The organism is Geodermatophilus sp. SYSU D00696 (genome assembly GCF_054050235.1).
Window position 1 is genome coordinate 1 of record NZ_JBJGYY010000048.1, and the last position, 23,343, is coordinate 23,343.

Annotated in this window: 25 protein-coding genes; 4 read left to right on the plus strand and 21 right to left on the minus strand. The window is 75.4% G+C overall.

The genetic code is table 11. The features are described 5' to 3' along the window. Positions 1-92: 92 nt before the first annotated feature. Positions 93-905 (minus strand): PAQR family membrane homeostasis protein TrhA, encoded by an 813-nt coding sequence (trhA, locus tag ACI79O_RS21540; RefSeq protein WP_456887294.1) that lies wholly within the window; start codon positions 903-905, stop codon positions 93-95. A gap of 58 nt (positions 906-963) precedes the next feature. On the opposite strand from trhA, the gene ACI79O_RS21545 reads away from it, so the two are divergent. From ACI79O_RS21545 to ACI79O_RS21560, 4 genes are all read left to right on the plus strand, one after another. Further along, on the plus strand, positions 964-1,743 hold the full coding sequence (locus ACI79O_RS21545) for an isoprenyl transferase (RefSeq protein ID WP_456887293.1): 780 nt from the start codon (positions 964-966) through the stop codon (positions 1,741-1,743). A gap of 13 nt (positions 1,744-1,756) precedes the next feature. Further along, on the plus strand, positions 1,757-2,974 hold the full coding sequence (locus tag ACI79O_RS21550; RefSeq protein WP_456887292.1) for a DUF885 domain-containing protein: 1,218 nt from the start codon (positions 1,757-1,759) through the stop codon (positions 2,972-2,974). A gap of 3 nt (positions 2,975-2,977) precedes the next feature. Beyond that, a complete protein-coding gene (locus ACI79O_RS21555; protein ID WP_456877086.1) occupies positions 2,978-3,235 on the plus strand; it encodes a hypothetical protein in 258 nt (85 codons plus the stop codon). Between the two features lie 244 nt (positions 3,236-3,479). Beyond that, positions 3,480-4,775: a PhoH family protein gene (locus ACI79O_RS21560; protein WP_456887291.1), complete on the plus strand. Its 1,296-nt coding sequence runs from the start codon at positions 3,480-3,482 to the stop codon at positions 4,773-4,775. Positions 4,776-4,859: 84 nt separating this feature from the next. On the opposite strand, the gene ACI79O_RS21565 is transcribed toward ACI79O_RS21560, so the two are convergent. The 20 genes from ACI79O_RS21565 to ACI79O_RS21660 all read right to left on the minus strand — a co-directional run bounded on the left by ACI79O_RS21565 (position 4,860) and on the right by ACI79O_RS21660 (position 23,343). Then, on the minus strand, positions 4,860-5,792 hold the full coding sequence (locus tag ACI79O_RS21565; protein ID WP_456887290.1) for a type IV toxin-antitoxin system AbiEi family antitoxin domain-containing protein: 933 nt from the start codon (positions 5,790-5,792) through the stop codon (positions 4,860-4,862). A 104-nt stretch (positions 5,793-5,896) separates the two neighbouring features. Beyond that, positions 5,897-6,139: a hypothetical protein gene (locus tag ACI79O_RS21570; protein ID WP_456887289.1), complete on the minus strand. Its 243-nt coding sequence runs from the start codon at positions 6,137-6,139 to the stop codon at positions 5,897-5,899. Then, the gene (locus ACI79O_RS21575) at positions 6,136-8,682 is read right to left on the minus strand and encodes a hypothetical protein (protein WP_456915170.1); all 2,547 of its coding nucleotides are present in this window, start codon (positions 8,680-8,682) and stop codon (positions 6,136-6,138) included. Before ACI79O_RS21575 ends, ACI79O_RS21570 begins: the two co-directional genes overlap by 4 nt. Further along, complete coding sequence (gene flhA, locus ACI79O_RS21580; protein WP_456915171.1) at positions 8,663-10,693, minus strand: flagellar biosynthesis protein FlhA; 2,031 nt, start codon at positions 10,691-10,693, stop codon at positions 8,663-8,665. The genes ACI79O_RS21575 and flhA overlap by 20 nt, the downstream gene beginning before the upstream one ends. Positions 10,694-10,849: 156 nt before the next feature. Beyond that, positions 10,850-11,998, minus strand: a complete 1,149-nt coding sequence (locus tag ACI79O_RS21585; RefSeq protein WP_456915172.1) for an EscU/YscU/HrcU family type III secretion system export apparatus switch protein — start codon at positions 11,996-11,998, stop codon at positions 10,850-10,852. A gap of 6 nt (positions 11,999-12,004) precedes the next feature. Next, the gene (gene fliR, locus ACI79O_RS21590) at positions 12,005-12,769 is read right to left on the minus strand and encodes a flagellar biosynthetic protein FliR (RefSeq protein WP_456887283.1); all 765 of its coding nucleotides are present in this window, start codon (positions 12,767-12,769) and stop codon (positions 12,005-12,007) included. Between the two features lie 4 nt (positions 12,770-12,773). Then, a complete protein-coding gene (gene fliQ, locus ACI79O_RS21595) occupies positions 12,774-13,049 on the minus strand; it encodes a flagellar biosynthesis protein FliQ (RefSeq protein WP_456877078.1) in 276 nt (91 codons plus the stop codon). Continuing rightward, positions 13,046-13,843, minus strand: a complete 798-nt coding sequence (gene fliP, locus ACI79O_RS21600) for a flagellar type III secretion system pore protein FliP (protein ID WP_456887281.1) — start codon at positions 13,841-13,843, stop codon at positions 13,046-13,048. Before fliP ends, fliQ begins: the two co-directional genes overlap by 4 nt. Then, positions 13,843-14,247, minus strand: coding sequence for a FliO/MopB family protein (locus ACI79O_RS21605; protein ID WP_456877108.1), 405 nt, complete (start codon positions 14,245-14,247; stop codon positions 13,843-13,845). The genes fliP and ACI79O_RS21605 overlap by 1 nt, the downstream gene beginning before the upstream one ends. Positions 14,248-14,252: 5 nt before the next feature. Continuing rightward, the gene (gene fliN / locus ACI79O_RS21610; protein ID WP_456915173.1) at positions 14,253-14,999 is read right to left on the minus strand and encodes a flagellar motor switch protein FliN; all 747 of its coding nucleotides are present in this window, start codon (positions 14,997-14,999) and stop codon (positions 14,253-14,255) included. After that, positions 14,996-15,964 carry a flagellar motor switch protein FliM gene (locus ACI79O_RS21615; protein WP_456887278.1) on the minus strand — a complete coding sequence of 323 codons (969 nt, stop codon included), beginning with the start codon at positions 15,962-15,964 and terminating at the stop codon, positions 14,996-14,998. Before ACI79O_RS21615 ends, fliN begins: the two co-directional genes overlap by 4 nt. 178 nt (positions 15,965-16,142) lie before the next feature. Further along, positions 16,143-16,619, minus strand: a complete 477-nt coding sequence (locus tag ACI79O_RS21620; protein ID WP_456887277.1) for a flagellar basal body-associated FliL family protein — start codon at positions 16,617-16,619, stop codon at positions 16,143-16,145. Further along, positions 16,616-17,521 (minus strand): flagellar motor protein MotB, encoded by a 906-nt coding sequence (locus ACI79O_RS21625; RefSeq protein WP_456915174.1) that lies wholly within the window; start codon positions 17,519-17,521, stop codon positions 16,616-16,618. Before ACI79O_RS21625 ends, ACI79O_RS21620 begins: the two co-directional genes overlap by 4 nt. Beyond that, positions 17,518-18,288, minus strand: a complete 771-nt coding sequence (locus tag ACI79O_RS21630) for a motility protein A (RefSeq protein ID WP_456876661.1) — start codon at positions 18,286-18,288, stop codon at positions 17,518-17,520. Before ACI79O_RS21630 ends, ACI79O_RS21625 begins: the two co-directional genes overlap by 4 nt. A 3-nt stretch (positions 18,289-18,291) precedes the next feature. Further along, entirely contained in the window at positions 18,292-18,582 is a 291-nt protein-coding gene (locus ACI79O_RS21635) for a flagellar FlbD family protein (protein ID WP_456887271.1), read from the minus strand. Positions 18,583-18,921: 339 nt separating this feature from the next. Continuing rightward, positions 18,922-20,157: a flagellar hook protein FlgE gene (locus ACI79O_RS21640; protein ID WP_456887269.1), complete on the minus strand. Its 1,236-nt coding sequence runs from the start codon at positions 20,155-20,157 to the stop codon at positions 18,922-18,924. Between the two features lie 41 nt (positions 20,158-20,198). Further along, complete coding sequence (locus tag ACI79O_RS21645; RefSeq protein WP_456887267.1) at positions 20,199-20,618, minus strand: flagellar hook assembly protein FlgD; 420 nt, start codon at positions 20,616-20,618, stop codon at positions 20,199-20,201. Between the two features lie 12 nt (positions 20,619-20,630). Continuing rightward, positions 20,631-21,932 carry a flagellar hook-length control protein FliK gene (locus tag ACI79O_RS21650; protein ID WP_456915175.1) on the minus strand — a complete coding sequence of 434 codons (1,302 nt, stop codon included), beginning with the start codon at positions 21,930-21,932 and terminating at the stop codon, positions 20,631-20,633. Further along, positions 21,929-22,891, minus strand: coding sequence for a transglycosylase SLT domain-containing protein (locus ACI79O_RS21655; protein WP_456915176.1), 963 nt, complete (start codon positions 22,889-22,891; stop codon positions 21,929-21,931). Before ACI79O_RS21655 ends, ACI79O_RS21650 begins: the two co-directional genes overlap by 4 nt. Further along, positions 22,879-23,343 (minus strand): flagellar export protein FliJ, encoded by a 465-nt coding sequence (locus ACI79O_RS21660; RefSeq protein WP_456887261.1) that lies wholly within the window; start codon positions 23,341-23,343, stop codon positions 22,879-22,881. Before ACI79O_RS21660 ends, ACI79O_RS21655 begins: the two co-directional genes overlap by 13 nt.

The following is a 23,343-nucleotide window of genomic DNA, read 5'->3' on the forward strand; positions in this document are numbered from 1 at the left end:
GGCGCCCGCCCCGCCCCCCCCCCCCCCCCCCCCCCCCCCCCCCGCAGGCCCCCCCCCCCCCCCCCCCCCCCCCCCCCCCCCCACGGATCCGCTCACACGAAGGGCGAGTTGTACATCGCGAAGTAGACGGCGATGTAGTGGCAGACCGCGGCCACGATGGTCGCGGCGTGGAAGACCTCGTGGTAGCCGAAGACGCCGGGCACCGGGTTGGGCCACTTCACCGCGTAGGCCACCCCGCCGAGCGTGTAGAGCACCCCGCCGACCGCGAGCAGCACCAGCGAGGTCACGCCGGCGATGTGCAGGATGTCGGTCAGGACGAACACGGCCACCCAGCCCAGGCCGACGTAGAGCGGCACCCCGACCCAGCGCGGCGCCGTCGGCCAGGTCAGCTTGAGGCAGACCCCGGCCAGCGCCCCGGCCCAGACGCCGGCGAGGACCCAGTACCCCAGCGGCTGGTCGACGGCGAGCAGGGAGAACGGCGTGTACGTGCCGGCGATGAACAGGAAGATCATCGAGTGGTCGAGCCGCTTCATGACCTTCCAGCCGCGCGGTGACCAGCGGCGGCGGTGGTAGAGCGCGCTGATGCCGAACAGGCCGCAGATGGTGGCGCAGTAGACGGCGACGGAGAAGCCCGACCGCGCTCCCAGGACCGAGCCCAGCGGGATGAGGACGGCGCCGGCGACGATCGCGCCGAAGAAGGCGAACAGGTGCAGCCAGCCGCGCATCCGCGGGCGGGTGTCGGGGTGCTCCCAGTCGGAGTCGGCGAAGTCCTCGGCGGTCCAGGTCCGCTCGACCCGCTCGCCCTCCGCGACGACGGTGCCGACCGCGACGCCGCGCGGGGCCTCGATCTCGGCGGCGTCGGCCTGTACCCGGACGGGGTCGAGATCGTCGGGGGCGCCGGTCATGCCCCGAGGTTACGGAGGCGTAGGTGCCGGCGCACCGGGGCCCTTCTAGGGTGGACCCGTGGGGGCGCGTCAGTGGGTCCGCGATGTCCTGACGCAGTTGTACGAACGCCGGCTGGCGCGCCAGCTGGTCGGGGTCGACGTCCCCCGCCACGTCGGCGCGATCATCGACGGCAACCGCCGCTGGGCCCGGGCCACCGGGCTGCTCGACCCCAACGCCGGGCACCGCCGCGGCGCCGACCGGATCGCCTCGTTCCTGGGCTGGTGCGATGAGGCCGGCGTCGAGGTGGTCACCCTGTTCCTGCTCTCCACCGACAACCTCTCCCGGCCCGAGCCGGAGCTCACCCCGCTGCTGCGGATCATCGAGGGCGTCGCCGAGGACCTCTCCGCGCCCGACCGGCGCTGGCAGCTGCGGCCGGTCGGCGCGCTCGAGCTGCTCCCGGCCGAGACCGTGGCCGTGCTGAAGCAGGCCGAGGAGGTCACCCGCGGCCGCCCGGGCGCCCACGTCAACCTCGCCGTCGGGTACGGGGGACGGCGCGAGATCGCCGACGCCGTCCGCTCGCTGCTGGCCGAGCACGCCAGCCGGGGGACCTCGCTCGACGAGCTGGTCGAGGTGCTCGACGTCGAGCACATCGCCGAGCACCTCTACACCCGCGGCCAGCCCGACCCCGACCTGGTCATCCGCACCAGCGGCGAGCAGCGGCTCTCGGGGTTCCTGCTCTGGCAGACGGCGCACTCGGAGTTCTACTTCACCGACGTCTACTGGCCCGACTTCCGCCGCGTCGACCTGCTGCGGGCGCTGCGCGCCTACGCTGCGCGGCACCGCCGGTTCGGGGGCTGAGAGACTGGCGCCCATGGCACCCGGCGCGGTCGACGTCCCCCTCGAGTACGTGAAGCTGGGACTGCGGTTCGACCGCCTGGAGTCCGGGTTCGTCGACGCCTACACCGGTGAGAAGCGGATCCGCGCGCAGGTCGAGGACGAGCCCGCGCCCACGCCCCAGGCGCTGCGCGACCAGGCCCGGGCGCTGCTGCGCGAACTCGACGCCGCGGGGCTCCCCGCCGACCGCGCCGGCTTCCTCCGCGGCCAGCTCACCGGGCTGGAGTGCACCGCCCGGAAGATGAGCGGCGAGCCGGTGGCCTTCCTCGACGAGGTCCGCAGCTACTTCCAGGTCGACCTCACCCTCGGCGACCCCGTCGACTACGCCGCCGCGCACGCCGAGCTCGACGCGCTGCTGCCCGGCGACGGCACCCTGGCCGAGCGCTACGCCGCCCACCGGCGGCGCGAGGAGTGCCCGCCGCAGCGGCTGGAGGCGGCGGTGCACGCGCTGTCGAGCGCGCTGCGCGACCGGGTGCGCGGCCGGTACGGGCTGCCCGAGGTCGAGACGGTGCGCTACGAGGTGGTCACCGACAAGCCGTGGTCGGGCTTCAACTACTACGAGGGCGACTACCGCTCCCGCGTGGCGATCAACGCCGACCTGCCGCACCGGCTCAGCCAGCTGGTCCACCTGGTGGCCCACGAGTCCTACCCCGGCCACCACACCGAGCACTGCCGCAAGGAGCGCGGGCTGGTCGAGCGCGCCGGCCACCTCGAGCACACCGTCTTCCTGGTCAACACCCCCGAGTGCCTCATGGCCGAGGGGCTGGCCGACCTCGGCGTCGACGCCGCCGTCGGCGCGGGCTGGGGACCGTGGTCGGCGGAGGTCCTCGGCGACCTGGGCCTGCGCTTCGACGGGCACCTCGCCGAGCGGATCGCCGCGGCCACCGCGCCGCTGAACCGGGTGCGCCAGGACGCCGCCGTGCTGCTGCACGACCGGGGCGCCGACGCCGACGAGGTGGCCGGCTACATCCAGCGCTGGTCGCTGGTCAGCGCCGAGCGCGCGCGCCAGCAGCTGCGCTTCCTGACCCACCCCCTCTGGCGGGCCTACATCACCACCTACGTGGAGGGCTACGACCTGCTGCGCCGCTGGCTGGGCGCCCGCCCCGCCGACCAGGACGTCGCCGGCCGCTTCGTGCGCCTGCTCGACGAGCCGCTGACCCCCGCCGCCGTCACCGCCGAGCTGTCGGCCGCCTGAGCCGTGCCGCGTCGCGACCCCCGGGAGGCCCGCGCGCTGGGACTGTGGACGGCGGGCTGGCTGTTCGCGCTGCTGCTGGCCGGCCTGCTCTGGATCGGCGACCTGCGCGTGCAGTGGCCGGTGCTGCTGGTGCCGGTGCTGTGGGCGGTCGTGGCGGCCCGGCCGCGGCGGGGGAGGGGCGTGCCACCCCCTGCACCGGAGACCTGGGAGCTGCCGGCCTCGCGGCCGCTGCCCAGGCCGCCGGAGTCGCACTGGAGCTGACCCGCTGGTGGGGTGGTTGGGGCGGTTGGGTCCCCCCGACGGAGGACACGCCGCCTGCTCGTCATGTGACTGTCACCTCCCCGCTCTAGCGTCCGGGGTGGACGACGGGCCCGCCCCGGAGTCCACGGGAGGCCCGGTTGGTGCAGACGTCCTCGTCGACCAGGGGGGCCGGTTCCCGGCCCCTGCGCCGGGACCCGGCCACCTTCGAGAAGGGGTGCAGCCCGCGCCCCAGGGGAGACGACTCGTGACCACTCGCCGCACGTACGTCCTCGACACCTCCGTCCTGTTGTCCGACCCCCGTGCGCTGCTGCGCTTCGGCGATGCCGACGTGGTGCTCCCGCTGGTCGTCATCGGGGAGCTCGAGGACAAGCGGCACCACCCCGAGCTCGGCTGGTTCGCGCGCCAGGCGCTGCGCCTCCTCGACGACCTGCGCGTCGCGCACGGCCGGCTCGACGCGCCGGTCCCGGTGGGGGAGGACGGCGGCACGCTGCACGTCGAGCTCAACCACAGCGACGCGGCGGTGCTCCCGGCCGGCTTCCGCAACGACAGCAACGACAGCCGGATCATGGTCGTCGCGCTGAACCTCCGCGCCGAGGGCCGCGACGTCTGCCTGATCACCAAGGACGTGCCGCTGCGGGTCAAGGCCGCCGCCGTGGGGCTGGACACCGACGAGTACCGGGCGCTCGACGCCGTCGACGCCGGCTGGACCGGCATGGCCGAGGTGCCGCTCGACGACGCCGAGATGTCGGCGCTCTACGACAGCGGCGAGGTGTACGTGCCCGCGGCCGCGGAGCTGCCGGCGCACACCGGGCTGGTGCTGCTGTCCTCGCGCGGCTCGGCGCTGGGCCGGGTGACGCCGGACAAGCAGGTGCGGCTGGTCCGCGGCGACCGCGAGGCGTTCGGCCTGCACGGGCGCTCGGCCGAGCAGCGGGTCGCGCTGGACCTGCTGCTCGACCCGGAGATCGGCATCGTCTCCCTCGGCGGGCGCGCGGGCACCGGCAAGTCGGCGCTGGCGCTGTGCGCGGGCCTGGAGTCGGTGATGGAGCGGCGGGCGCACAGGAAGGTCGTCGTGTTCCGGCCGCTGTACGCCGTCGGCGGGCAGGAGCTCGGGTACCTGCCCGGCAGCGAGGGCGAGAAGATGTCGCCCTGGGCGCAGGCGGTCTACGACACCCTCGGCGCGCTGGTCTCCCGGGACGTGCTCGACGAGATCGCCTCGCGGGAGCTGATCGAGGTGCTGCCGCTGACCCACATCCGGGGCCGGTCGCTGCACGACTCGTTCGTGATCGTCGACGAGGCGCAGTCGCTCGAGCGCGGCGTGCTGCTGACGGTGCTGTCCCGGCTGGGCAGCGGCTCTCGGGTGGTGCTCACCCACGACGTCGCCCAGCGGGACAACCTGCGGGTGGGCCGGCACGACGGCGTGGCCGCGGTGGTCGAGCAGCTCAAGGGGCACCCGCTGTTCGCCCACGTCACGCTGACCCGCTCCGAGCGCTCGCCGATCGCCGCGCTGGTCACCGAGATGCTGGAGGACCTCCCGCTCTGACCGCTGGAGGGCGCGTTGCGGGCGTTCCTCGTGCACTGCCGGTGCTGCAGGACCGGCAGTGCACGAGGAACCCCGGCAGTGCGGTCACGCGCCGGCGCGTCGGCGCAGGCGCAGAGCACGTCCGACGCGGCCGGCCAGCGGGCCTGAGCCGCTGATCTCGTCCCAGGTCCAGCGGACCATGCCCCAGCCCTCCGCGCGCATGGCGTCCTCGCGGCGCTTCTCCTCGAAGACCGCGTCGCCCGGCTCCTGTCCCGGGCGCAGCAACCGGCCGTACTTGACCCGCCCGTCGAACTCCCCGAGCAGGCGTTCGGTCTCCCACACGAAGTCGGCGCGGCCCAGCAGCACGCCGTCGGCGGTGTGCACGGGGTGCTGCAGTCCGCTGGGCGCCAGTCCGAGCCGGTGGAGCAGGACACGGCTCCGGCTCTCCCCGACGCTCTCGCTGCGGCCGTCGGCGAAGGCCACGGCCCGCGCCGCGGCGCGGCTGCCGCGGGTCCCGGCCATCCGGGCGAGCCGGGCGCCGAGAGCGGCCGCGTGGTCCGTGCGGGTGGCGAGGAGCGCGTCGAGCACGACCACCGACGGCTCGAACGGCAGCGAGCGGGCCAGGTCGAGGGCCGTCCGCACGGGGTCGGTGACGGGGATGCCGTCGACCGCGGTGACCTCGTCGTCCTCGAGCCGCGCGACGTGGCAGCGCAGCGTGCGGCTGACGTCGCTGGAGGCGGGCGGCTGCCGGGTCACGTGCACGCGGGCCAGCCGGAGCCCCCAGGTCGGCAGCCCGTGCAGGACGGCCGCGGACTCGTGGCTGACCACGGCGTCCCGGCGCAGCCCGGCGACGGTGGCCCGGACGAGCAGGTGGTGGCGGACCGCCGCGGCCGTCGGCAGCGCGCCCTGGACGTAGGCGCCCCGCCGCACCCGTGACAGGGCGCCGGACCGGCGGGCACGGGCGAGCTCGTCGTCGCTCCACCCGCCGGCGACCAGGACCCGACGCAGGGTGGGTGGGAGCTGCTCCTCGGACTGCATCCGAGCCACCGTCGCCCCCGGGGCACGCGGCCGGCCTCCGGTCTATACGTCGTGGACGGCCCGCGGACCTTTGGACACCGGCAGTGCAGCCGCAGGAGCGGGGGTCAGGCCGTCGGGGGCGGCTCCTCCGCCTCGGGCGCGGGCGCGGTGCTGCGCCGCGCCGGGCGGGAGCGGGGCGGCGTCGCCGCGTAGCGCAGCAGCGCCACCGCGCCCCAGCCGGCCAGCAGGCACCAGGGCAGCCGGGCGGCGACCTCGTCGGCCGAGAAGTCGCCGCGCACGCCGAGCGCGAGCACCGGCAGGGCCAGCACGAGCCCCACCGCGAGGACGTCCCAGCGCAGCGGGCTCATGCCTCAGCGGTCTCCAGCCGCTCGCACAACAGCGACGCCCAGCGGTGCGCGGTCGCGCGGACGCCGTCGACCAGGGCCACCGGCGCCGTGGTGCGCCCCAGCACGGCGGCGGGGTCGGCGGTGAGGTCGGTGTCCTGGACGACGAGCGCGTCGACGCGGGGCAGCCCGTCCAGCCACGGACCGACGTCCTCGGCCTTGCGGGTCGCCTCCACCACGGCCCACACGGCCACCGGCGAGAAGATCGCCATGACCTGCTCGAGCCAGGTGCGGCCCCCGGCGCGCACGGGCGCGTCGACCGCGACGACGGTCGGCGTGCCGGCCCGCGCGGCCTCCTGCTTGCGCTCCAGTGCGGTGTCGACCGAGGTGATCCGGCTGCTCTCGGGCGCGAGCGCGGCCAGGTCGCCGCGGGTGGCCCACTGCAGCCGGTCGGGGTCGAGCCGCATCGAGACCGACAGCGACCGCGCGGCCGCCAGGGTCTCCACGCCCGGGCCGACCACGAGCAGCACCTCACCGGCCCCGGCCGGGGCCGCCGGGGCGACCGGGAGGGAACGCAGCGCGCGGGTCAGCGCGGCGTAGGTGCCGCTCGCGGCGACGTCGGCCGCGAACGTGCCGCCGAGCAGGTTCGCGGGGACGCCGAGCTCCCGCAGCCGGGCCACGACGCCGGCCGCCTCGACCATCCGCGGGGCGACCAGTCCGCGGCCGGAGCCGGCCACGGCGCGCTCGCGCACCGAGGGGACGACGACGCGGCCCGCGCGCGTGTCGACGGGCAGGCGGGTGACCGTGGCCAGCCCGGTGGGCCGCGGGGGAGCGGTCACCTGCGCGACGGCCCGTCCGGGCACCGGCGGCAGCCGCCGCGGCGGCACCGGCGGGCGCGACAGCAGCGGCGGCACGGCGAGCGCGGTCCCGGGGCCGGGCGGGAGGAGGGAGAGCGGCGGCAGGACGGCGGTGGCGTCGTGCAGCACCGGCGCCGGGTCGCTGGCGGTGGGGGCCAGCGCGACCAGCTCGGAGCCGGCCTCCGCGGCCTCCTCGACCTCCCACTCGTCGCTCTCCGCCGACGCCTCGACCCACTCCGGCTCCTGGTCCATCCGCCGGGCGGTGGCCGGCACGGGCGGGCGGCCGCGGTGCACTCCGCCCTGCGTCGACGCGCTGGCGAGGACGCCGCGGAGGATGTCGGTGAGCGCGTCGTCCGGGGTGTCGTGCGCGAGGGCGGCGCGCAGCACCTCGGCGATGGCCTCCTCGCGGCCGGTGGCCGGCCCGGTGGGGTCCGGGTCGCTCCACGCGGAGGCGACCGGCTGCGGGGCCGGCACCTCGATGGGCTCGACGACGACGGCCGGCAGCACGTCGGTGGCGTACTCGTCGGCAGGGTCCTCCTCGACGTCCTCCGCGACCCCGACGGCGGGCTCCTCGACGGCGGGCTCCTCGACGGTGGGCTCGTCGGCAGCGGCGACCGGCTCTGCTGCGGGCGCGGCCGCCGGGCGTGCCACGGGGGCGGGCTCCGCCCACATGTCCACGTCCGGGACCGGCCGCTCGGGGGCGTCCTCGGCAACCGGCTCCTCGGCGACCGGCTCCTCGGCGACCGGCTCCTCGGCGGGGGACTCGTCGACGACGACCTCCGGCTCCGCGGCGACCGGAGCCGGGGGCTCGGCGGCGACCGGGGCCGGGGCGGGCGCGGGCGCGGCCATCGCCGCGGCCAGCGCGGCGGCGAGCGGCATCGCCGGGGCGGCCGGTGCCGGCGTGGGCGTGCGCAGCACCGACCGGGCGGCGGGCTCCTCGGCGACCGGGGGCGCCGGCGCAGCGGGAGCCGGCTCGACCGGCGCGGACGCCGTCGCGGCCTCGGTCAGCGCCCGCAGCGCCTCGGCCGCGGAGGAGGCGGCCGCGGCGCGCACCGCGTCGTCGACGGCCTCGCGGACCTCGCGGTCGCCGGCCGCGACCTGCGCGAGCGCGGCGGTGAACAGCGAGGGGCCGGCGGGCTCGGCCGGCGTCGCCGGCGGGCGCACCGCGGTCCGGGGCGCCCGGCGCGGAGCTGCAGCGGTCGCGGCCGCCGGACGGCGCGGAGCCGCGGCCGCCGGGCGGAACGCGGTCGCGCCGGAGGCCGGCGTCCGGGCCGCGGCGACCGAGGTCCGGGAGTAGAGGTCGACGTCCGGGCCGGCGGCGCCGGACCCCAGCAGGCCGGCCAGCTCGTCCACCGGGTCGGGCAGCGCGGCGGGCCGGGTCGCCGGCCGGGTGGTCGGCCGGGCGGCCGCGGGCCGGGACCGGTGCAGCTCGGTGGCGCGCAGGAAGGCGCCGGTGTCGGCCAGCGGGCCGGGGTCGCGGCTGAGCGCGGCCTCGATCCGGCGGGCCGACTCCGACTTCGAGGCGGGGGCGCGGCGGGCCGGCTCGGGCTCCTCCACCTCGGCGACGAACCGCTCGGTGGCGAAGAAGCCGAGCACCCCGCCGGAGCGGATGCGGCGCACGCCGACGATCCGGACCGCGTTGCCGTAGCGCTCCCGCGCCGCGGCGACCGCGGCCTCGGGCGTGGGCGCCTCAACGGATGGCAACGGCACCGCTCACCACTCCCAGGGACTCGATCTGGGCCGTCCGGGAGACCTCCGTGTAGGAGATCACCGGCAGCCGGGGCAGGACCTGGCGGACCAGGCGGGACAGCGCCGCGCGGACCTGGGGCGAGCAGACCAGGACCGGCGACAGGCCGTGGTTCTCGGCGCCCTCGAGCAGCCCGGTGCAGCCGGTGACCAGCGCGTCGACCGAGCCGGCGTCCAGCGCCAGGACCTGGCCGCCGTCGCTGTGCCGGACGGCCTCGAGCAGCCGCTGCTCGAAGGACGGCTCGAGGGTGATCACGTGCAGCCGCTCGTCGGGGGTGACGTAGGGGTGGCTGATCGCCGCGCCCAGCGACGAGCGCACCGCCTCGACCAGGCCGTCGAGGTCGGTCGAGGTCTTCGCCCGCAGCGACAGCGCCTCGAAGATGCGCACCAGGTCGCGGATGGAGACGTTCTCGGTGAGCAGCGCGTGCAGCACCCGCTGGATCTCGCCGAGGGTGAGCAGCGCCGGGGTGAGCTCCTCGACGACGACCGGGTGGGTGCGGCGGACCATCTCGACCAGCAGCCGGACGTCCTCGCGGCCGAGCAGGTCGGCGGAGTGCTGGCGGACGACCTCGGCCAGGTGCGTGGTGATGACCGAGGAGCGGTCGACGACGGTGGCGCCGGCCATCTCCGCCTGCCGCTGCAGCTCGGCGGGCACCCACTTGGCGGGCAGGCCGAACACCGGCTCGCGGGTCGGCCGGCCGGGCAGCCCGTCGAGGGCGTCGCCGATGGCGAGCACGGTGCCGGCGGGGGAGGTGCCCTTGGCCGCGGGGACGCCGTTGAGCCAGATGACGTACTGCGACGCCGGCAGGTCGAGGTTGTCGCGGGTGCGGACCAGCGGGATGACCAGCCCGGTCTCCATCGCGACCTTCCGCCGCAGCGCCTTCACGCGGTCGAGCAGGTCGCCGCCGCGGGCGGTGTCGACGAGGTCGACGAGGTCGAAGGCCACCTCGAGCTCGAGCGGGTCGACCCGCATCCGCTCGGCGATCGCCTCGGGGGAGTCCGGCCGGGGCTCGTCGTCCTCGGCGGTGGACGGCGCCGTCTCGTCCTCGTCCGGCTCCTCCTGCATCCGGGCGGCCATGAGCAGGAAGGCCCCGCCGATGAGCAGGAACGGCAGCTTCGGCAGGCCCGGGATCAGGCACAGGGCCAGCGCGGCGCCGCCGCTGATGCGGACCGGCTGCCGGAACCGGCCGAGCTGGCCGAGCAGGTCGCTGCCCATGTCCCCGTCGGAGGCCGAGCGGGTGACGATGATGCCGGTCGCGGTGGACAGCAGCAGCGCCGGGATCTGCGAGACCAGGCCGTCACCGACGGTCAGCAGCGAGTAGGTCGAGACCGCCTCGCCCGGCGCCATGCCCTTCTGGACGACGCCGACCGCGAAGCCGCCGACCAGGTTGATCAGCGTGATGATGATGGCCGCGATCGCGTCGCCCTTGACGAACTTCGAGGCGCCGTCCATCGAGCCGTAGAAGTCGGCCTCGCTGGTGACCTCCGAGCGCCGCTTGCGGGCCTGCTCCTCGTTGATCAGCCCGGCGTTGAGGTCGGCGTCGATGGCCATCTGCTTGCCGGGCATCGCGTCGAGGGTGAAGCGCGCGCCGACCTCGGCCACGCGGCCCGCGCCGTTGGTGATCACGACGAACTGGATGATCGTGAGGATCACGAAGATCACCAGGCCGACCACCAGCGAACCGCCGATGACGAAGTGCCCGAAGGCCTCGATGACCTTGCCCGCGTAGCCGTCGCTGAGCACCAGCCGGGTGGAGGAGACGTTGAGCGCCAGCCGGAACAGCGTCGCGATGAGGATCAGCGACGGGAAGACGGCGAAGTCCAGCGGCCGCTTGATCTGCATCGACACCAGCAGGATCAGCAGCGCGGCGGTGATGTTGAACCCCAGCAGCAGGTCCAGCAGCGCCGCCGGCAACGGCACCACCAGCATCAGGACGATGGCGACGACGCCGATCGGCACCGCGGCCCTGGTCATCCCTCGCACGGACCACCCATCGGCAGCCCGCGGGTTCCGGCCCACCGCGTTCGACCCACGCGTCACAGCCGTCCCACCGCCGCCGGGCATCGGAAGCTCTCCGCACGTCTGGACCGTCAAGACGTGCGGAGAGCTTCCCATGCCTGGGAGGTCGGGTCAGGAGGCGATCGGGGCCCTCCGGCGGCCGGCCCGTGGCAGCCCGGTGACGTCGGGGGCCTCGAACCCGGGACGGTGGAACCCGCCGTGCACGCCGCGCGCGCCCAGCTGCATGACGAAGGCGAGCACCCGGGCGACGGCGGTGAACAGCTGCGGCGGCACCTCCTGGCCGAGCTCGCAGGAGGCGTGCAGCGCCCGGGCCAGCGGCACGTCCTGCACCATCGGCACCCGCGCCTCGGCGGCCCGCTCGCGCAGCCGGGCGGCCACCTCGTCGGCGCCCTTGGCCACCACGCGGGGGGCGCCGCGCTCGGGCTCGTACCGCAGCGCCACGGCCACGTGCGTGGGGTTGACCAGCAGGACGTCGGCCTCGGCGACCTCGGCCATCATCCGGTTGCGCGACATCGCCAGCTGCATCGACCGCCGGTGGCCCTTGACGTGCGGGTCGCCCTCGGAGTTCTTGTGCTCCTGCTCGATCTCGTACTTCGTCATCCGCAGCTTCTTCATCGTCTGCACCCGGACGACGACGTAGTCGGCGATCGCGATGCCCAGGCCGGTGACCGCCACGACCCGGAACATCAGCACGGCGGAGTCGGCCACGGCCGAGGTGACCGCCGACAGCGGCAGCGCGCCCGACGCCGAGACCAGCTCCTGGGCCCGGTCGCTGGTGGTGACCACGACCACCCCCAGCGCGATGGTCTTGATGACCGCCTTGGTCGCCTCCCAGAGACCGTGGGTGCCGAACATCCGCTTGATCCCCGGGAGGGGGTTGAGCTTCTTCAGCGTCGGCTTCATGCCCTTGGTCGCCAGCGCCACCCCGCCCTGCGCCGCGGAGGCCAGCACCCCGGTCAGCAGCAGCGCCAGCGCGACCGGCAGCACGGTCGCGAGGAAGGCCGACAGCGCCTGCCCCAGCAGGGGGTCGACCCGCGACACCTCCGGGTGCTCGATGACCGTCCCGACCTGCACGAACAGCCGGCCCACCTCGTCGAAGGTGTTGCCCACCAGCATCGGCAACAGGGCGCTGGCCACCGCGACCCCCGCCCAGGTGCCCAGCTCCTGGGTGCGCGGGATCTGCCCCTCCTTGCGCGCCTCCTTGAGGCGCTTGGGAGTGGGCTTCTCGGTCTTCTCACCGCCCGGTCCGTCCTTGGCCACCGCGGCTCATCCGCTCCGCAGGCCGACGACGGCGCGGGCGGCCTGCTCGAGCAGCGCGTCGAGGGCCGAGGGCAGCAGCGGGAAGGTGAGGCCGAGCAGCGCCAGGGTCAGCATGATCTTCACGGGGAAGCCGATCGCGAAGATGTTGAGCGCCGGCGCGGCCCGGGAGAGCAGGGCGAGCGCGACGTCGGCGAGCAGCAGCACCGCCACCATCGGCCCGGCGATCTGCAGCGCGGCCAGGAACATCATCGAGAAGGCGGTCAGCACCACCTCGCCGATCGAGTCGGCGGGGTACCCGCCGGTCACCGGCAGCCCCTCGTAGGAGGTGGCGAAGCCGCGCACCAGCAGCAGGTGCCCGCCGCTGGTGAACAGCAGCGTCGTGGCCAGCAGCGAGTGCAGCTTGCCCATGACCGAGTTCATCGTCATGGCCAGCGGGTCGTAGGCCGGCTGCAGGGTGAAGCCGCCGGTGACGTCGATGAGCTCCCCGGCGAACTGCACCGCGGTGAAGAACAGCTGGACGACGAAGCCCAGCGCCGCGCCGATGGCGACCTCGCTGACGGCGGTGACGACGAGGAAGCCGGCGCTGGGCTCGGGCAGGCCGGGCGCCACGCGGTCGACCAGCGCGACCGACAGCGCCAGGGCCAGTGCCCCCTTGACCGGCGCCGGGATGGTGCGGGTGTTGAACGGCGGGGCGAGCAGGACGAACCCGGCCGCCCGGGCGGTGGCGAGCAGCAGGGCCGCGAGCGTGACCGCCGGGACCTCGAGGTCCATCCGGTCAGGTCCGCCCGAGCAGTCGCGGCAGCTGGTCGAACAGGTGCTCGGTGAAGCTCACCATCTCGGCGAGCACCCAGTTGCCCGTGACCAGCAGCGCGACGGACACCGCGATGATCTTCGGCACGAACGACAGGGTCGGTTCCTGGATCTGGGTCGCGGCCTGGAACAGCGAGATGAGGAACCCGACCAGCAGCGCGGTGAGCAGGACCGGGGCGGCCACCTTGGCGCCCACGGTCATCGTCTGCACCGCGATGTCGGTGACGTCGGCGTCGCTCACGTGTAGCTGCCCACGAGCGCGGTGGTGATCAGCGCCCACCCGTCGACCACGACGAACAGCAGCAGCTTGAACGGCAGCGACACGACCGACGGCGGGACCATCATCATGCCCATCGCCATGAGCGCGGCACTGACCAGCATGTCCAGCACCAGGAACGGGATGAACACGACGATCCCGATGATGAAGGCGCTCTTGAGCTCGGAGAGGACGAACGCCGGCACCAGGGTGGTCATGCTGACCGCGGCCGGGTCCTCGGGCTGCTCCTCGCCGGACAGGCCCACCATGAGCTGCAGCTCGTCGTCGCGGGTGTTGCCGAGCAGGAACTCCCGCAGCGGCACGACGCCGGCGTCGTAGGCCTGCGAGACCGTGATCGCCCCGTCCATGTAGGGCTGGACGGCGACCTCGTTGACGTCGGAGAAGACCGGCCCCATCACGAACAGGGTCAGGAACAGCGCGATCCCGGTGAGCACCGAGTTGGGCGGGGACTGCTGCAGGCCCAGCGCGTTGCGGGTCAGCGACAGGACGATCGCGATCTTGGTGAACGACGTCGCGAGCAGCAGCACCGACGGGGCGACCGACAGGATCGTGACCGCGAGGATCAGCGTGATCGACGTGCTGGGGCTGCCGTTGCCCACCGAGATGTCCACGCCGCCGTCGACGGCGGGGACGGCGGGCGCGGTCGGGGGCGTGGGCGCGGTCGGGGCCGCCGCGGCGGGCCCGGCCAGCGGCACGCCGGCCACGGCGCAGCCCAGCAGCGCCGCGGCGACGACGGCGGCGCGGCGGGTGCGGCCCATCAGCGGCGGACCGTCCGCTCGCGCAGCCGGCCGACGAGCTCGGACCAGGCGGCACGGTCGAGCACCGAGCCGGCGAGGGCGCCGCCGACCCGGCCGGGTGCGGCGGCGGTCAGCGCCGGCACGCGGCCCGGGCTCCCGGCGACCGCGCGCTCGGCCAGGGTCGCCTCGACCTCCTCGCCGTCGAGCTCGGCGAGCAGGGTGACCTGCTGCTCGGTGGCACCGACGACCAGCACCCGGTCGCCGATGCGCAGCACGTTCACCGTGCTCGCGCGGCCCATCCGCTGGTGGGCGACGACCTCGACCAGGCCCCCGGAGGAGCCCAGGCCGCGCTTCTTCGCCAGCCGCGCGGCGAACCACAGCACGCCGCCGACGAAGGCCAGCGACAGCAGCAGTCGCACGACCATCCAGGTCACGGCCGGTCCTGCCCGAGCTCGGCGGCGGCGTCGGTGACGATCTCGCTGATCCGCAGGCCGAAGTCCTCGTCGACGACGACGACCTCGCCGCGGGCGATGAGCGTGCCGTTGACCAGCAGGTCGGCGGGGGCGCTGGCGGCGCGGTCGAGCTCGACCACCTCGCCCGGGTGCAGCGAGAGCAGCTCGCCGACGGTCATCCGGGTGCGGCCGATCTCCACGGTGACCTCCATGGCCACGTGCCGCAGCAGGTCGAGGCTGCCGCGCCGGGCGCGGGGCGCCGTCGGCAGGGTGACCTGCAGCGCCAGCGTGGCGACGTGGTCGGCGCCGGCGGCGAGCGGCACGGCGACGAGCATGCCCTTGTCGCGCAGCCCGTCGAGGGCGGTCACCGGGTCCTCGGTCCGCTCGCTGTCCACGCGGACCCGGCCGAGGGTGGCCGCGGCCGCCTCCAGCGCCGGGCGCAGCGCGGTGGCGACGTCCATCGGGCCGACGGGGGAGTTGTCCAGGGCCTCGACGACCTCGGCGGACAGCACCAGGACGACGTCGCCGGTGACCTCCCCGGACAGCCGGGCGCTGACCGCGGCCGCGGCGGCCGGCGGGACGGGCACGGCGTCGGGGTCGGTGACCGCCGCACCGGCGACGAGCTCGGCGCCGGCCGGGACGAGGGCGGCCGCCGCGCGCGCGGCGGCCACCACGACGCTGGTGATGGCCTCCGAGGCCTGGGTGTGGTCGAGCGTGGCGGTCATGCGGGGTCCTTCTCGGCGGACGGGGCGGGGACGATGGCAGCGGCCAGCCGGCGACGGTGGTTGCTGGCGATGGCGTGGGCGAACACGGCGTCGTTGGTGGTGACCTCCAGCGGCGCGTCCCGGGGGTGGCGCAGCAGCAGGACGTCGCCGACGGCGAGGGAGAGCAGGTCCTCCGAGGAGACCTCGAGCGGGGCGAACCGCACGCTGACGTCGACCGGGACCAGCTCGAGGCGCTCGGCGAGCAGCTCGGCCGCGCGCTGCCGCTTGCGCTGCGCGGACTCCGACAGCTGCGGCGAGGCGGCGTTGTTGAGCGCCGGCGCGAAGGAGGCGAACGGCAGCACCAGCGAGGCGGCGCCCTCGCGGCTGCCGATCGAGAGCGTGTAGCGGGCCACCATCACGGTGTCCGAGCCGGCCGCGGCCTGGGCCAGCGCGGGGTTGTACTCGATGCCGTCGATCTCCGGCTGCAGGTCGCTCACGTGCGCGAAGGCGGCGGTGAACTCCTGCAGCAGCCGGGTGAGCAGCGAGTGGGTGATGGTGGTCTCCATCGCCGTCATCGGCCGCTCGGGCTGCTGGGCGGCGCCGGAGCCGCCGAGCATGTGGTCGACGGCGGCCATGGCGATGTCCAGCGGATAGGCGAGCAGGCCCTTGCCGGCCAGCGGGTCGATGCTGAACGTCGTCAGGAAGTACGGGTCGGGCAGCGTCGCGACGAAGTCGTCGTAGGAGTGCTGCTCGATGCCCAGCAGCTCCATGCGCGCGCCGGTGCGCAGCATCGTGGTGAGCACCGTCGTCGCCTGGCGGGCGAAGGCCTCCTGCGCGATCTGCAGCACCCGGACGTGCTCGCGGGAGAGCTTGGTCGGGCGGCGGAAGTCGTAGGTGCGGGGTGCACCGCGCCGGCTGCGGCCGCCCACGGCCGGCGACTGCGGCCCGTGCCCGGCGGGCACGGTCGCGTTCTCGGGGCGGGTCACGCCCTCCTCATCGGCGGGCCCGGAACGCGAGCTGACCGGCGGCGCGGGGCGCCGCCGGTCAGCCGGGGAGGGTGTGACTCCTGGTGTGCCGGGAGGTCACTGGGAGACCCGGAGGGTGTGCGCCGGCGCCGGGTCCCGGTGCCGGGAACGCGGCCCGCGCGCACACCCTCCGCCGGGGCTACTGGGTGACGTACTCGGTGAAGTAGATGCCCATGACCATCGGCACCTCGTGCTCGGTGTAGGCCTCGACGATCTTCTGCTCGAGCGCCTCCTTGAGCGCCTCGCGGGCTCCGCTGACGTCGGCGGGCTGGGCCTGCGAGTAGGTGGAGATGACCAGGTCGAGGGCCTTGGAGCCGTCGACCGCGCCGCCGCCGTGGCCACCGGCAGCGGCGTCCTCGGTGGTCTGCAGGCTGATCCCGATCTTCAGGTAGCCGCCACCGGCCAGGTTGACCGTGACCGGCTCGAGGGCGACGACCTCGCCGGCCACCGGCTCCTCGGCCTCGGCCTCCCCGGTGAACAGGAAGAAGTAGGCGGCGGCACCGGCGGCGACCAGCAGGACGGCGAGCACGAGCAGCAGCTTCTTCCTGCCGCCGCCGGTCGCCTCCTCGCCCTCGGTCGCGGCGTCCTTCTCCTTGGCCTTGGACTTGGTGCTCACTCGGGGGTGCCTTCCTGTGCGGGGGCGTCGAGGCCGGGCAGCAGTTCCCGGGCCTCGGCGGAGGCGTCGGACAGCACGACGACGTCGACGCGGCGGTTGAGGGAGAGGGCGGCGGGGTCGGACGCGGGCACCATCGGCCGCGTGTCGGAGTAGCCGGTGCCCTGCAGGCGCTCCTGGGGGACGCCCTCGGCGGCGAGGAAGCGGACGACCGTGGTGGCGCGGTAGGCCGAGAGCTCCCAGTTCGACGGCCACGGCCCGCCCGGGGTGACCGGGAGGGAGTTGGCGTGCCCCTCGACGGCGAGCTGGTTGGGCAGGCCGGCGAGCGTGGGGGCGACGGCGCCGAGGACACCGCGGCCGGTCTGCCGCAGGTCGGCCTCCTCGGGACCGAACAGCACCGGGTCGGACACGATGTGCACGACCAGGCCGCGCTCGTCGATCTCGTAGCGCGCCGTGCCGGCGTGGCCGGCGGCGGCGAGCGCGGCATCGATCGCGGCGCGCACGGCGGCGAGCTCGTCGTACTCCGCGCGCGCCTCCGCGGCGATCCGCTGGGCCTCCTGCCGGGCGGCCTCGGCGGCCGCGGCGTCCACCGACTCCTGCGCGGCAGGGGCCGGCGGGATCTGCACGTCGACGGCGGCGTCGAGGGAGTCGAGCACCGAGGGCTCGGGGTTGCTCGCCGACCCCTGCATCGCGGTGACCGGGGCGCCGAAGGCCTCCGACAGCCCGCTGGCCAGGGCGGCGAACTTCTCCTTGTCGACCTGGCTCATGGCGAAGAGCACGACGAAGAGCACCAGGAGCAGCGTCATCATGTCCGCGTAGGACACCAGCCACCGCTCGTGGTTCTCGTGCTCCTCCTCCTCGTGCTTCTTGCCGCGCCGGCGGCCGCCGTGGCCGCCGGCGCTCACGCCGCCTCCTTGGCGACCTCACTGGGCGGGATGAGGGAGTTGAGCTTCAGGCGGACCGCACGCGGGCTGGTGCCGGCCTGGATCTCGGCGATGCCCTCGACGAGCAGCTCCATCTGGGCGGCCTGCAGCTCGCTGACCCGGATGATCTTGGCGCCCATCGGCAGGAACCAGAAGTTGGCGGCCATGACGCCCCAGAGCGTGGCGACGAACGCCGCGGCGATCATCGGCCCGAGCGACTCGGGGTTGCTGAGGTTCCCCATGACGTTCATCAGGCCGACGATGCAGCCGACGATGCCGATGGTCGGGGCGTAGCCGCCCATCGTGGTCATGAACTTGGCGGCGGTCTTGTCCTCCGCCTTCTTGGCGGCGATCTCGCTCTCCAGGACCGCGCGCAGCTCCTCCGGGTCGGTGCCGTCGATGCCCATCTGCAGGCCGCGCTTGAGGAACGGGTCCTCGATGGCCTTGACCTGGGCCTCGAGCGCGAGCAGGCCCTCCTTGCGGGCCTTCTCCGCGAGGCTCACCAGCACCTTGATCTGCTCTGTCGCCGGCGGGACCTTCGCCGGCACGAGGGCCAGCTTGAACCAGCCACCCATCTTCTTGAGGTCGTCCATCGTCTGGCCGGACATGGCGGCGCCGAAGGTGGCGACGATGACCAGGATGATCGCCGGCAGGAAGAGCAGCGACGACGGGTCGGCGCCCTCCATGACCATGAAGACCAGCAGGGCGACCATCGAGATGACGAACCCGATGAGGGTGGCGGGGTCCACGGGTCAGCGCTCCTCGCGGGCCGGGAAGGGGACGACGGAGGCCGTCGTGGTGTCGTCGGCGGCGGTGGGGCCGCTGGTGGTGCGGTAGGTGCCGCGGTCCATCGCGTAGGCGGTGGCGAGGATGCTCGCCCGGTACTCGCGGATCTCGTCGAGCACCTCGTCGACGCCCTCGCTGACGACGTACTTCGTGCCGTCGACGAGGAACACCACGGTGTCGGGGTGACCTTCGACCCGCTCGATGAGGTCGGGGTTGAGCGCGAAGTGCTCCCCGTTCAGGCGCGTCACACGGATCACGGGTCGGTCCTTCTGCTCGTGCGGGGAGGGGCTGTAGGGACCATCGGTCCTGCGCGGGAGGTGCTTGAGCCGAACCGGGGCCGCCGCGCCACCCCGGCGGGTGACCCGGCACCGCCTCCCCGTGCGTCCCACGCGCAACGGGAGAGGTGCCAATAGCGCGACAGAGGCACCACTGGGCGGCCCGGGAGAGGTGCCAATAGCGCGACAAAGGCACATGGGGCGCGGCCCGGCACCCCGGGGAACGGGTGCCGGGCCGCGGGCTGGTGACCGGCTGGAACGGCCCTCTCGCAGGGGCCGCGCCGAGCGGAGCGCGGCGTGGGGGGCGAGGGGGTCCTCCGATCAGCGCTTGAGGTTGACCAGGTCCTGCAGCACCTCGTCGGAGCTGGTGATGACGCGGCTGTTGGCCTGGAACCCGCGCTGGGCGACGATCAGGCCGGTGAACTCCTCGGCCAGGTCGACGTTGCTCATCTCCAGCGCGCCCGCCGTCAGCGAGCCCCGGCCGCCGGTGCCGGCCTCGCCGATGACCGCCTGGCCGGAGTTGTCGCCCACCCGGTAGCTGGTGTTGCCGGCCTTCGACAGGCCACCGGGGTTGGCGAAGGTGGCCAGGGCGAGCTTGCCGATCGGCTCGCGCAGGCTGTTGGAGTAGACGCCCATGATCGTGCCGTCGCCGCTCAGCGAGATCGACTGCAGCGTGCCCATGGCATTGCCGTCGACGCCGCTCGGGGTGAGCGCGGTCTTGCCGCCGAACTCGGTCATGCCGGACAGGTCGACGGCGATGCCGCCGGGCCAGTTGGCGCCGGCGACCGGGACCGTGAAGGTGCTGCCGGTCAGGGGCTGCCCGGTGGACGGGCTGAAGGTCATGCGCTGCGGCGCCCCGATGGGCGTCCCGCCCTCGCTGGCGGCCACGTCCCACTGGTTGGCGCCGGTCTTGGTGAAGGTCAGCGCGATCTGGTGGGCGGTGCCCAGCGAGTCGTAGGCGGTGACCTGGGTCTGCACCGCCGTCGCCTCGACCACCGGCGGCCCGGCCGAGTAGGCGACCGACGACGTCGACAGGTTGCCGCTGATCGTGCCGGTGCGGGTCGGGGTGGGGGGCATGACCTGGCCGAACGGGATGGTCAGCGGGCCGAGGGCGCCGTTGGTGTCGACCCGCCCGCCGTCGGCCATCCAGCCCTGCAGCTGGGCGCCGTCGGGGGTCACCAGGTTGCCGGCGCCGTCGTAGTCGAAGGACCCGGCGCGGGTGTAGAGGTTCTCGTTGCCGGCCCGGGTCACGAAGAACCCGTCGCCGCTGATCATGAAGTCGGTCGAGCGGCCGGTGTTCTGGGTCGAGCCCTGGCCGAAGTTGGTGGTGATGCCGGCGACCTTGACGCCGAGGCCGACCTGCGCCGGGTTGGTGCCACCGGTCTGGTCGGTCGGGGCGGAGCCGTTGCGGATGACCTGGGACAGGGTGTCCTCGAACACGGTCTGGGAGCTCTTGTAGCCGACGGTGTTGACGTTGGCGATGTTGTTGCCGGTCACGTCGAGCTTGGTCTGGTGGGCACGCAGGCCGGAGATGGCCGAGAACATCGAGCGCAGCACGGGGAGGGTCCTCTCGGGAGGGGAGCGGGGGCGGGGCCGGGTCAGGCCGGCAGGGAGATCTCGGTGAGGCGGCCGAGGGGGACCTCCTGGCCCCCGACGACGGCGGTGGGCTCGTCGTCGCCGAAGCGGACCGAGGACACCGTCCCGGTCTGCGTCGTGCCGTCCTCGGCGGTCCAGCTGACCGCGTGGCCGACCAGCGCGCCGGCCGACAGCGAGCGCTGCAGCGACAGCAGCGCGGCGTTCTGCGAGGCGATCTCCTCGAGCTTCTCGACCTGGGTGAAGGTCGCGGTCTGCGACATGAACTCGGTCGTGCTCGTCGGGCTGCTCGGGTCCTGGTACCTCATCTGTGCGACCAGCAGCTGCAGGAACGTGTCCTTGCCCATCTGGTCGGACCGGTCCACGGAGCTGGTGGCGGCGGTCGGGGGGGTGGTGCTGCCCACGCCGCCCACGGGTGCGGTCATCGTCGGCTCCTCTCAGGCCCGCACGTCGAGGACGCTCGACGCGGGGTGGGTCGCGGCAGCCGGTCGGCTCCCGTCGGGGTCGGTGGTGCGCGGCCACGGGCCGCCCGCCTCGTCGGCGCCCCGGCCGGAGCCGCGGCCGCGCTGGTCGGCCTGCCCGCGGGCCTGCTCCCAGCCGGCCTGGGCCTGCGACTGTCCCGAGCCCGCCTGCTCGCGGTCGACCTGCAGCCGCGAGCAGGTCAGGCCGGAGGACTCCAGGTCGCGGCGCAGGTCGGGCAGCGCGTCGAGCAGCGCGGCGCGGCCGGCCTCGGAGGCGCCGCGCAGCCGCAGGTCCAGCGCGCCGTCGGCGACGGTGACCCGGACCTCGACCTCGCCGAGCGTCTCGGGCGTGAGCACCAGCGTCATCGTGTGCGTGCCGTCGGCGCCCGAGGCCAGCGTGGCGACGGCGGGGGCGAGCTGACCGGCGACCGGGGGCGGCGGCACGTCGGCCCGCGGCGCGGCGGCTCCGGCCGCGGGGGCCGGGGCCGCAGCGGGCGCCGGCGCCGCGACGGCCGCGGTAGCGGCGGGAGCCGGGCCGGTCGCCTCGGCGGGGTCGGGGGACGGGAGGTCCGGCAGTGCGGCCGCGGCCGGCGCGGGGGCCGGTGCGGCCTCGGGGAGCACGGTCGTCACCACGGGCGGCGCCGGAACGGGCGCGGCGGGGTCGGCGGCGGGCAGGACCACCAGCCCGGCGGGCAGTCCGGCCGGAGCCGGGGCCGCCGTCGGCGTCGTCGTCGGCGGAGCGGCAGCCGGGCCCGGGACGGCGGCGTCCGGGGTCGTGGCGACCGGGGCCGTCGGGGCGGGGGCGGTGCCGGGCGGGACCGCGGCGCCCTCGGGCAGGGCGGGTGCCGCCCCGGTGGGCAGCCCGGTCGCGAGGCCGGGGACCGCGACGGTGCCGTCGGCGACGGCGCCGTGCGCGGCGGCGGCACCGGGCGCGGCCGGGGTGCCGGGCGTGCCGGCGGGGACCGCGGTGCCCAGGGCGAGCGCCAGCGCCCAGCCCGCGGGCAGGTCCCCGGCCGCGGCGGGGACGGCCGGGGCCTCCTCGCCGGACGCGGGGGCGTCGTCGTCGGTCTGCCCGGGACGGCCGGGCTCGCCGTCGCGGCCGAGGGCCCGGCCGGGACGGCCGCCATCGCGGCCGGGCGCCCGGTCGGCGGGACGGCCGGCCACCGCGCTGTCGAGCGCGGACGCGAACTCCGCGGACGGGCGGCCGGACGACGGCGCCGACGGCGCGGCCGACGGCGCGCCGCCCGGGAGGACGGCGGGGAGGGCGGGAGCTGTCATGAGTACGCCTCCGCGGCGCTGGTGACCTTGCGGACGTAGGACTGGGTCTCCGCGTACGGCGGGACGCCGCCCGCGCGGGCCACCGCGCCGGGCCCGGCGTTGTACGCGGCGAGCGCGAGCTCGGTGGAGCCGAACCGGTCGGTGAGCCGGCGCAGGTAGCGGGCCGCGCCGTCGACGGCGGAGGCGGGATCCGACGCGTCGACGCCGAGGCCGGCCGCGGTGGCCGGCATGAACTGCATCAGCCCGGTGGCGCCGACGGGGGAGACGGCGGCGGAGTCGAAGCCTGACTCGACCTGCGCCACCGCGGCCAACAGCGCGGGGTCGACACCGTGACGGGCGCCGGCGGTGGCGAACAGGTCGGCGTAGGGGACACCGGCCAGGCCGGTGCCGGTCGCGGCAGGCGCGGGCGTGGCGGAGGTGGGGAGCACGCGGCGGATGAGCGCGGGGTCGCCGACGTCCTGGACGCGGACGACGTCGCCCGCCTGCGGCGCGGCGATCATCTTCCCGTCGCCGACGTAGATGCCGACGTGGTCGATGCCCGGCCGCGACGGGGTGTGGTCGAAGAACACCAGGTCGCCGGGGCGGGCCTCGGCGAGGCTAGCGACCGCGGTACCGGCGGTGGCCTGCTGGGAGCTGGTGCGCGGCAGGTCGATGCCGAGGTCGCGGTAGACCCGCTGCACCAGGCCCGAGCAGTCCAGGCCCACCGACGGGTCGGTGCCGCCCCAGGCGTAGGGGACGCCGAGGTAGCGCTGCGCGGCGGCCACCACCTGCGCCTCGGGACCGCTGCCGGCGGCGGGGGTCGTGCCGGTCGCCGGAGCCGGGGCCGTGCCGGTGAGCCCGGCGGCCGCGGCGGCGCTCGACCACGCCGCGGACGTCGACGACGACGTCGCCGAGGCCAGGGTGAGGATCCGGTTCTGGATCTCGGCGATGCGGCCGTGCACCGCGGTCAGGCCCTCCACGGCTCCTCCTCCCCGTCCTCGGCGGCGGCCCGCACGGCGTGCCGGCGGGTGACCAGGTCGTCGACCGCGTGCTCCTCGGCGGTCAGCTCGGCGGCCCGCAGCGCGAGGAGGTGCCGCTCGCGCAGCTTCTCCAGCGCCCGGGTCTCCTGGGCGGCGGCGGTCCACCGCTGCCGCAGGAGGTCCGCCTGCTCGGCCGAGGCCTGCGCCGTCGACCGTGCGGCTGCTACATCGGCAGCCGCGGCGGCCGACGCGACCATCGCGGCGAGGAAGACCGGAGCGGGTGCGGAGGCGGGCGGCACCCGGTCGGCGAGGGCGCCGGCCAGCTCCTCCGCGCGGCGGGCGGCGGCGCGGGCGGCGGCGTCGGCCTCGGCCGCCGCCCGGGAGGCGGCCTCCTCGGCGGCGGCGCGGACCCGCAGCACCGGCTCGAGCCGGAAGCCGGCGCGCGTGCCCAC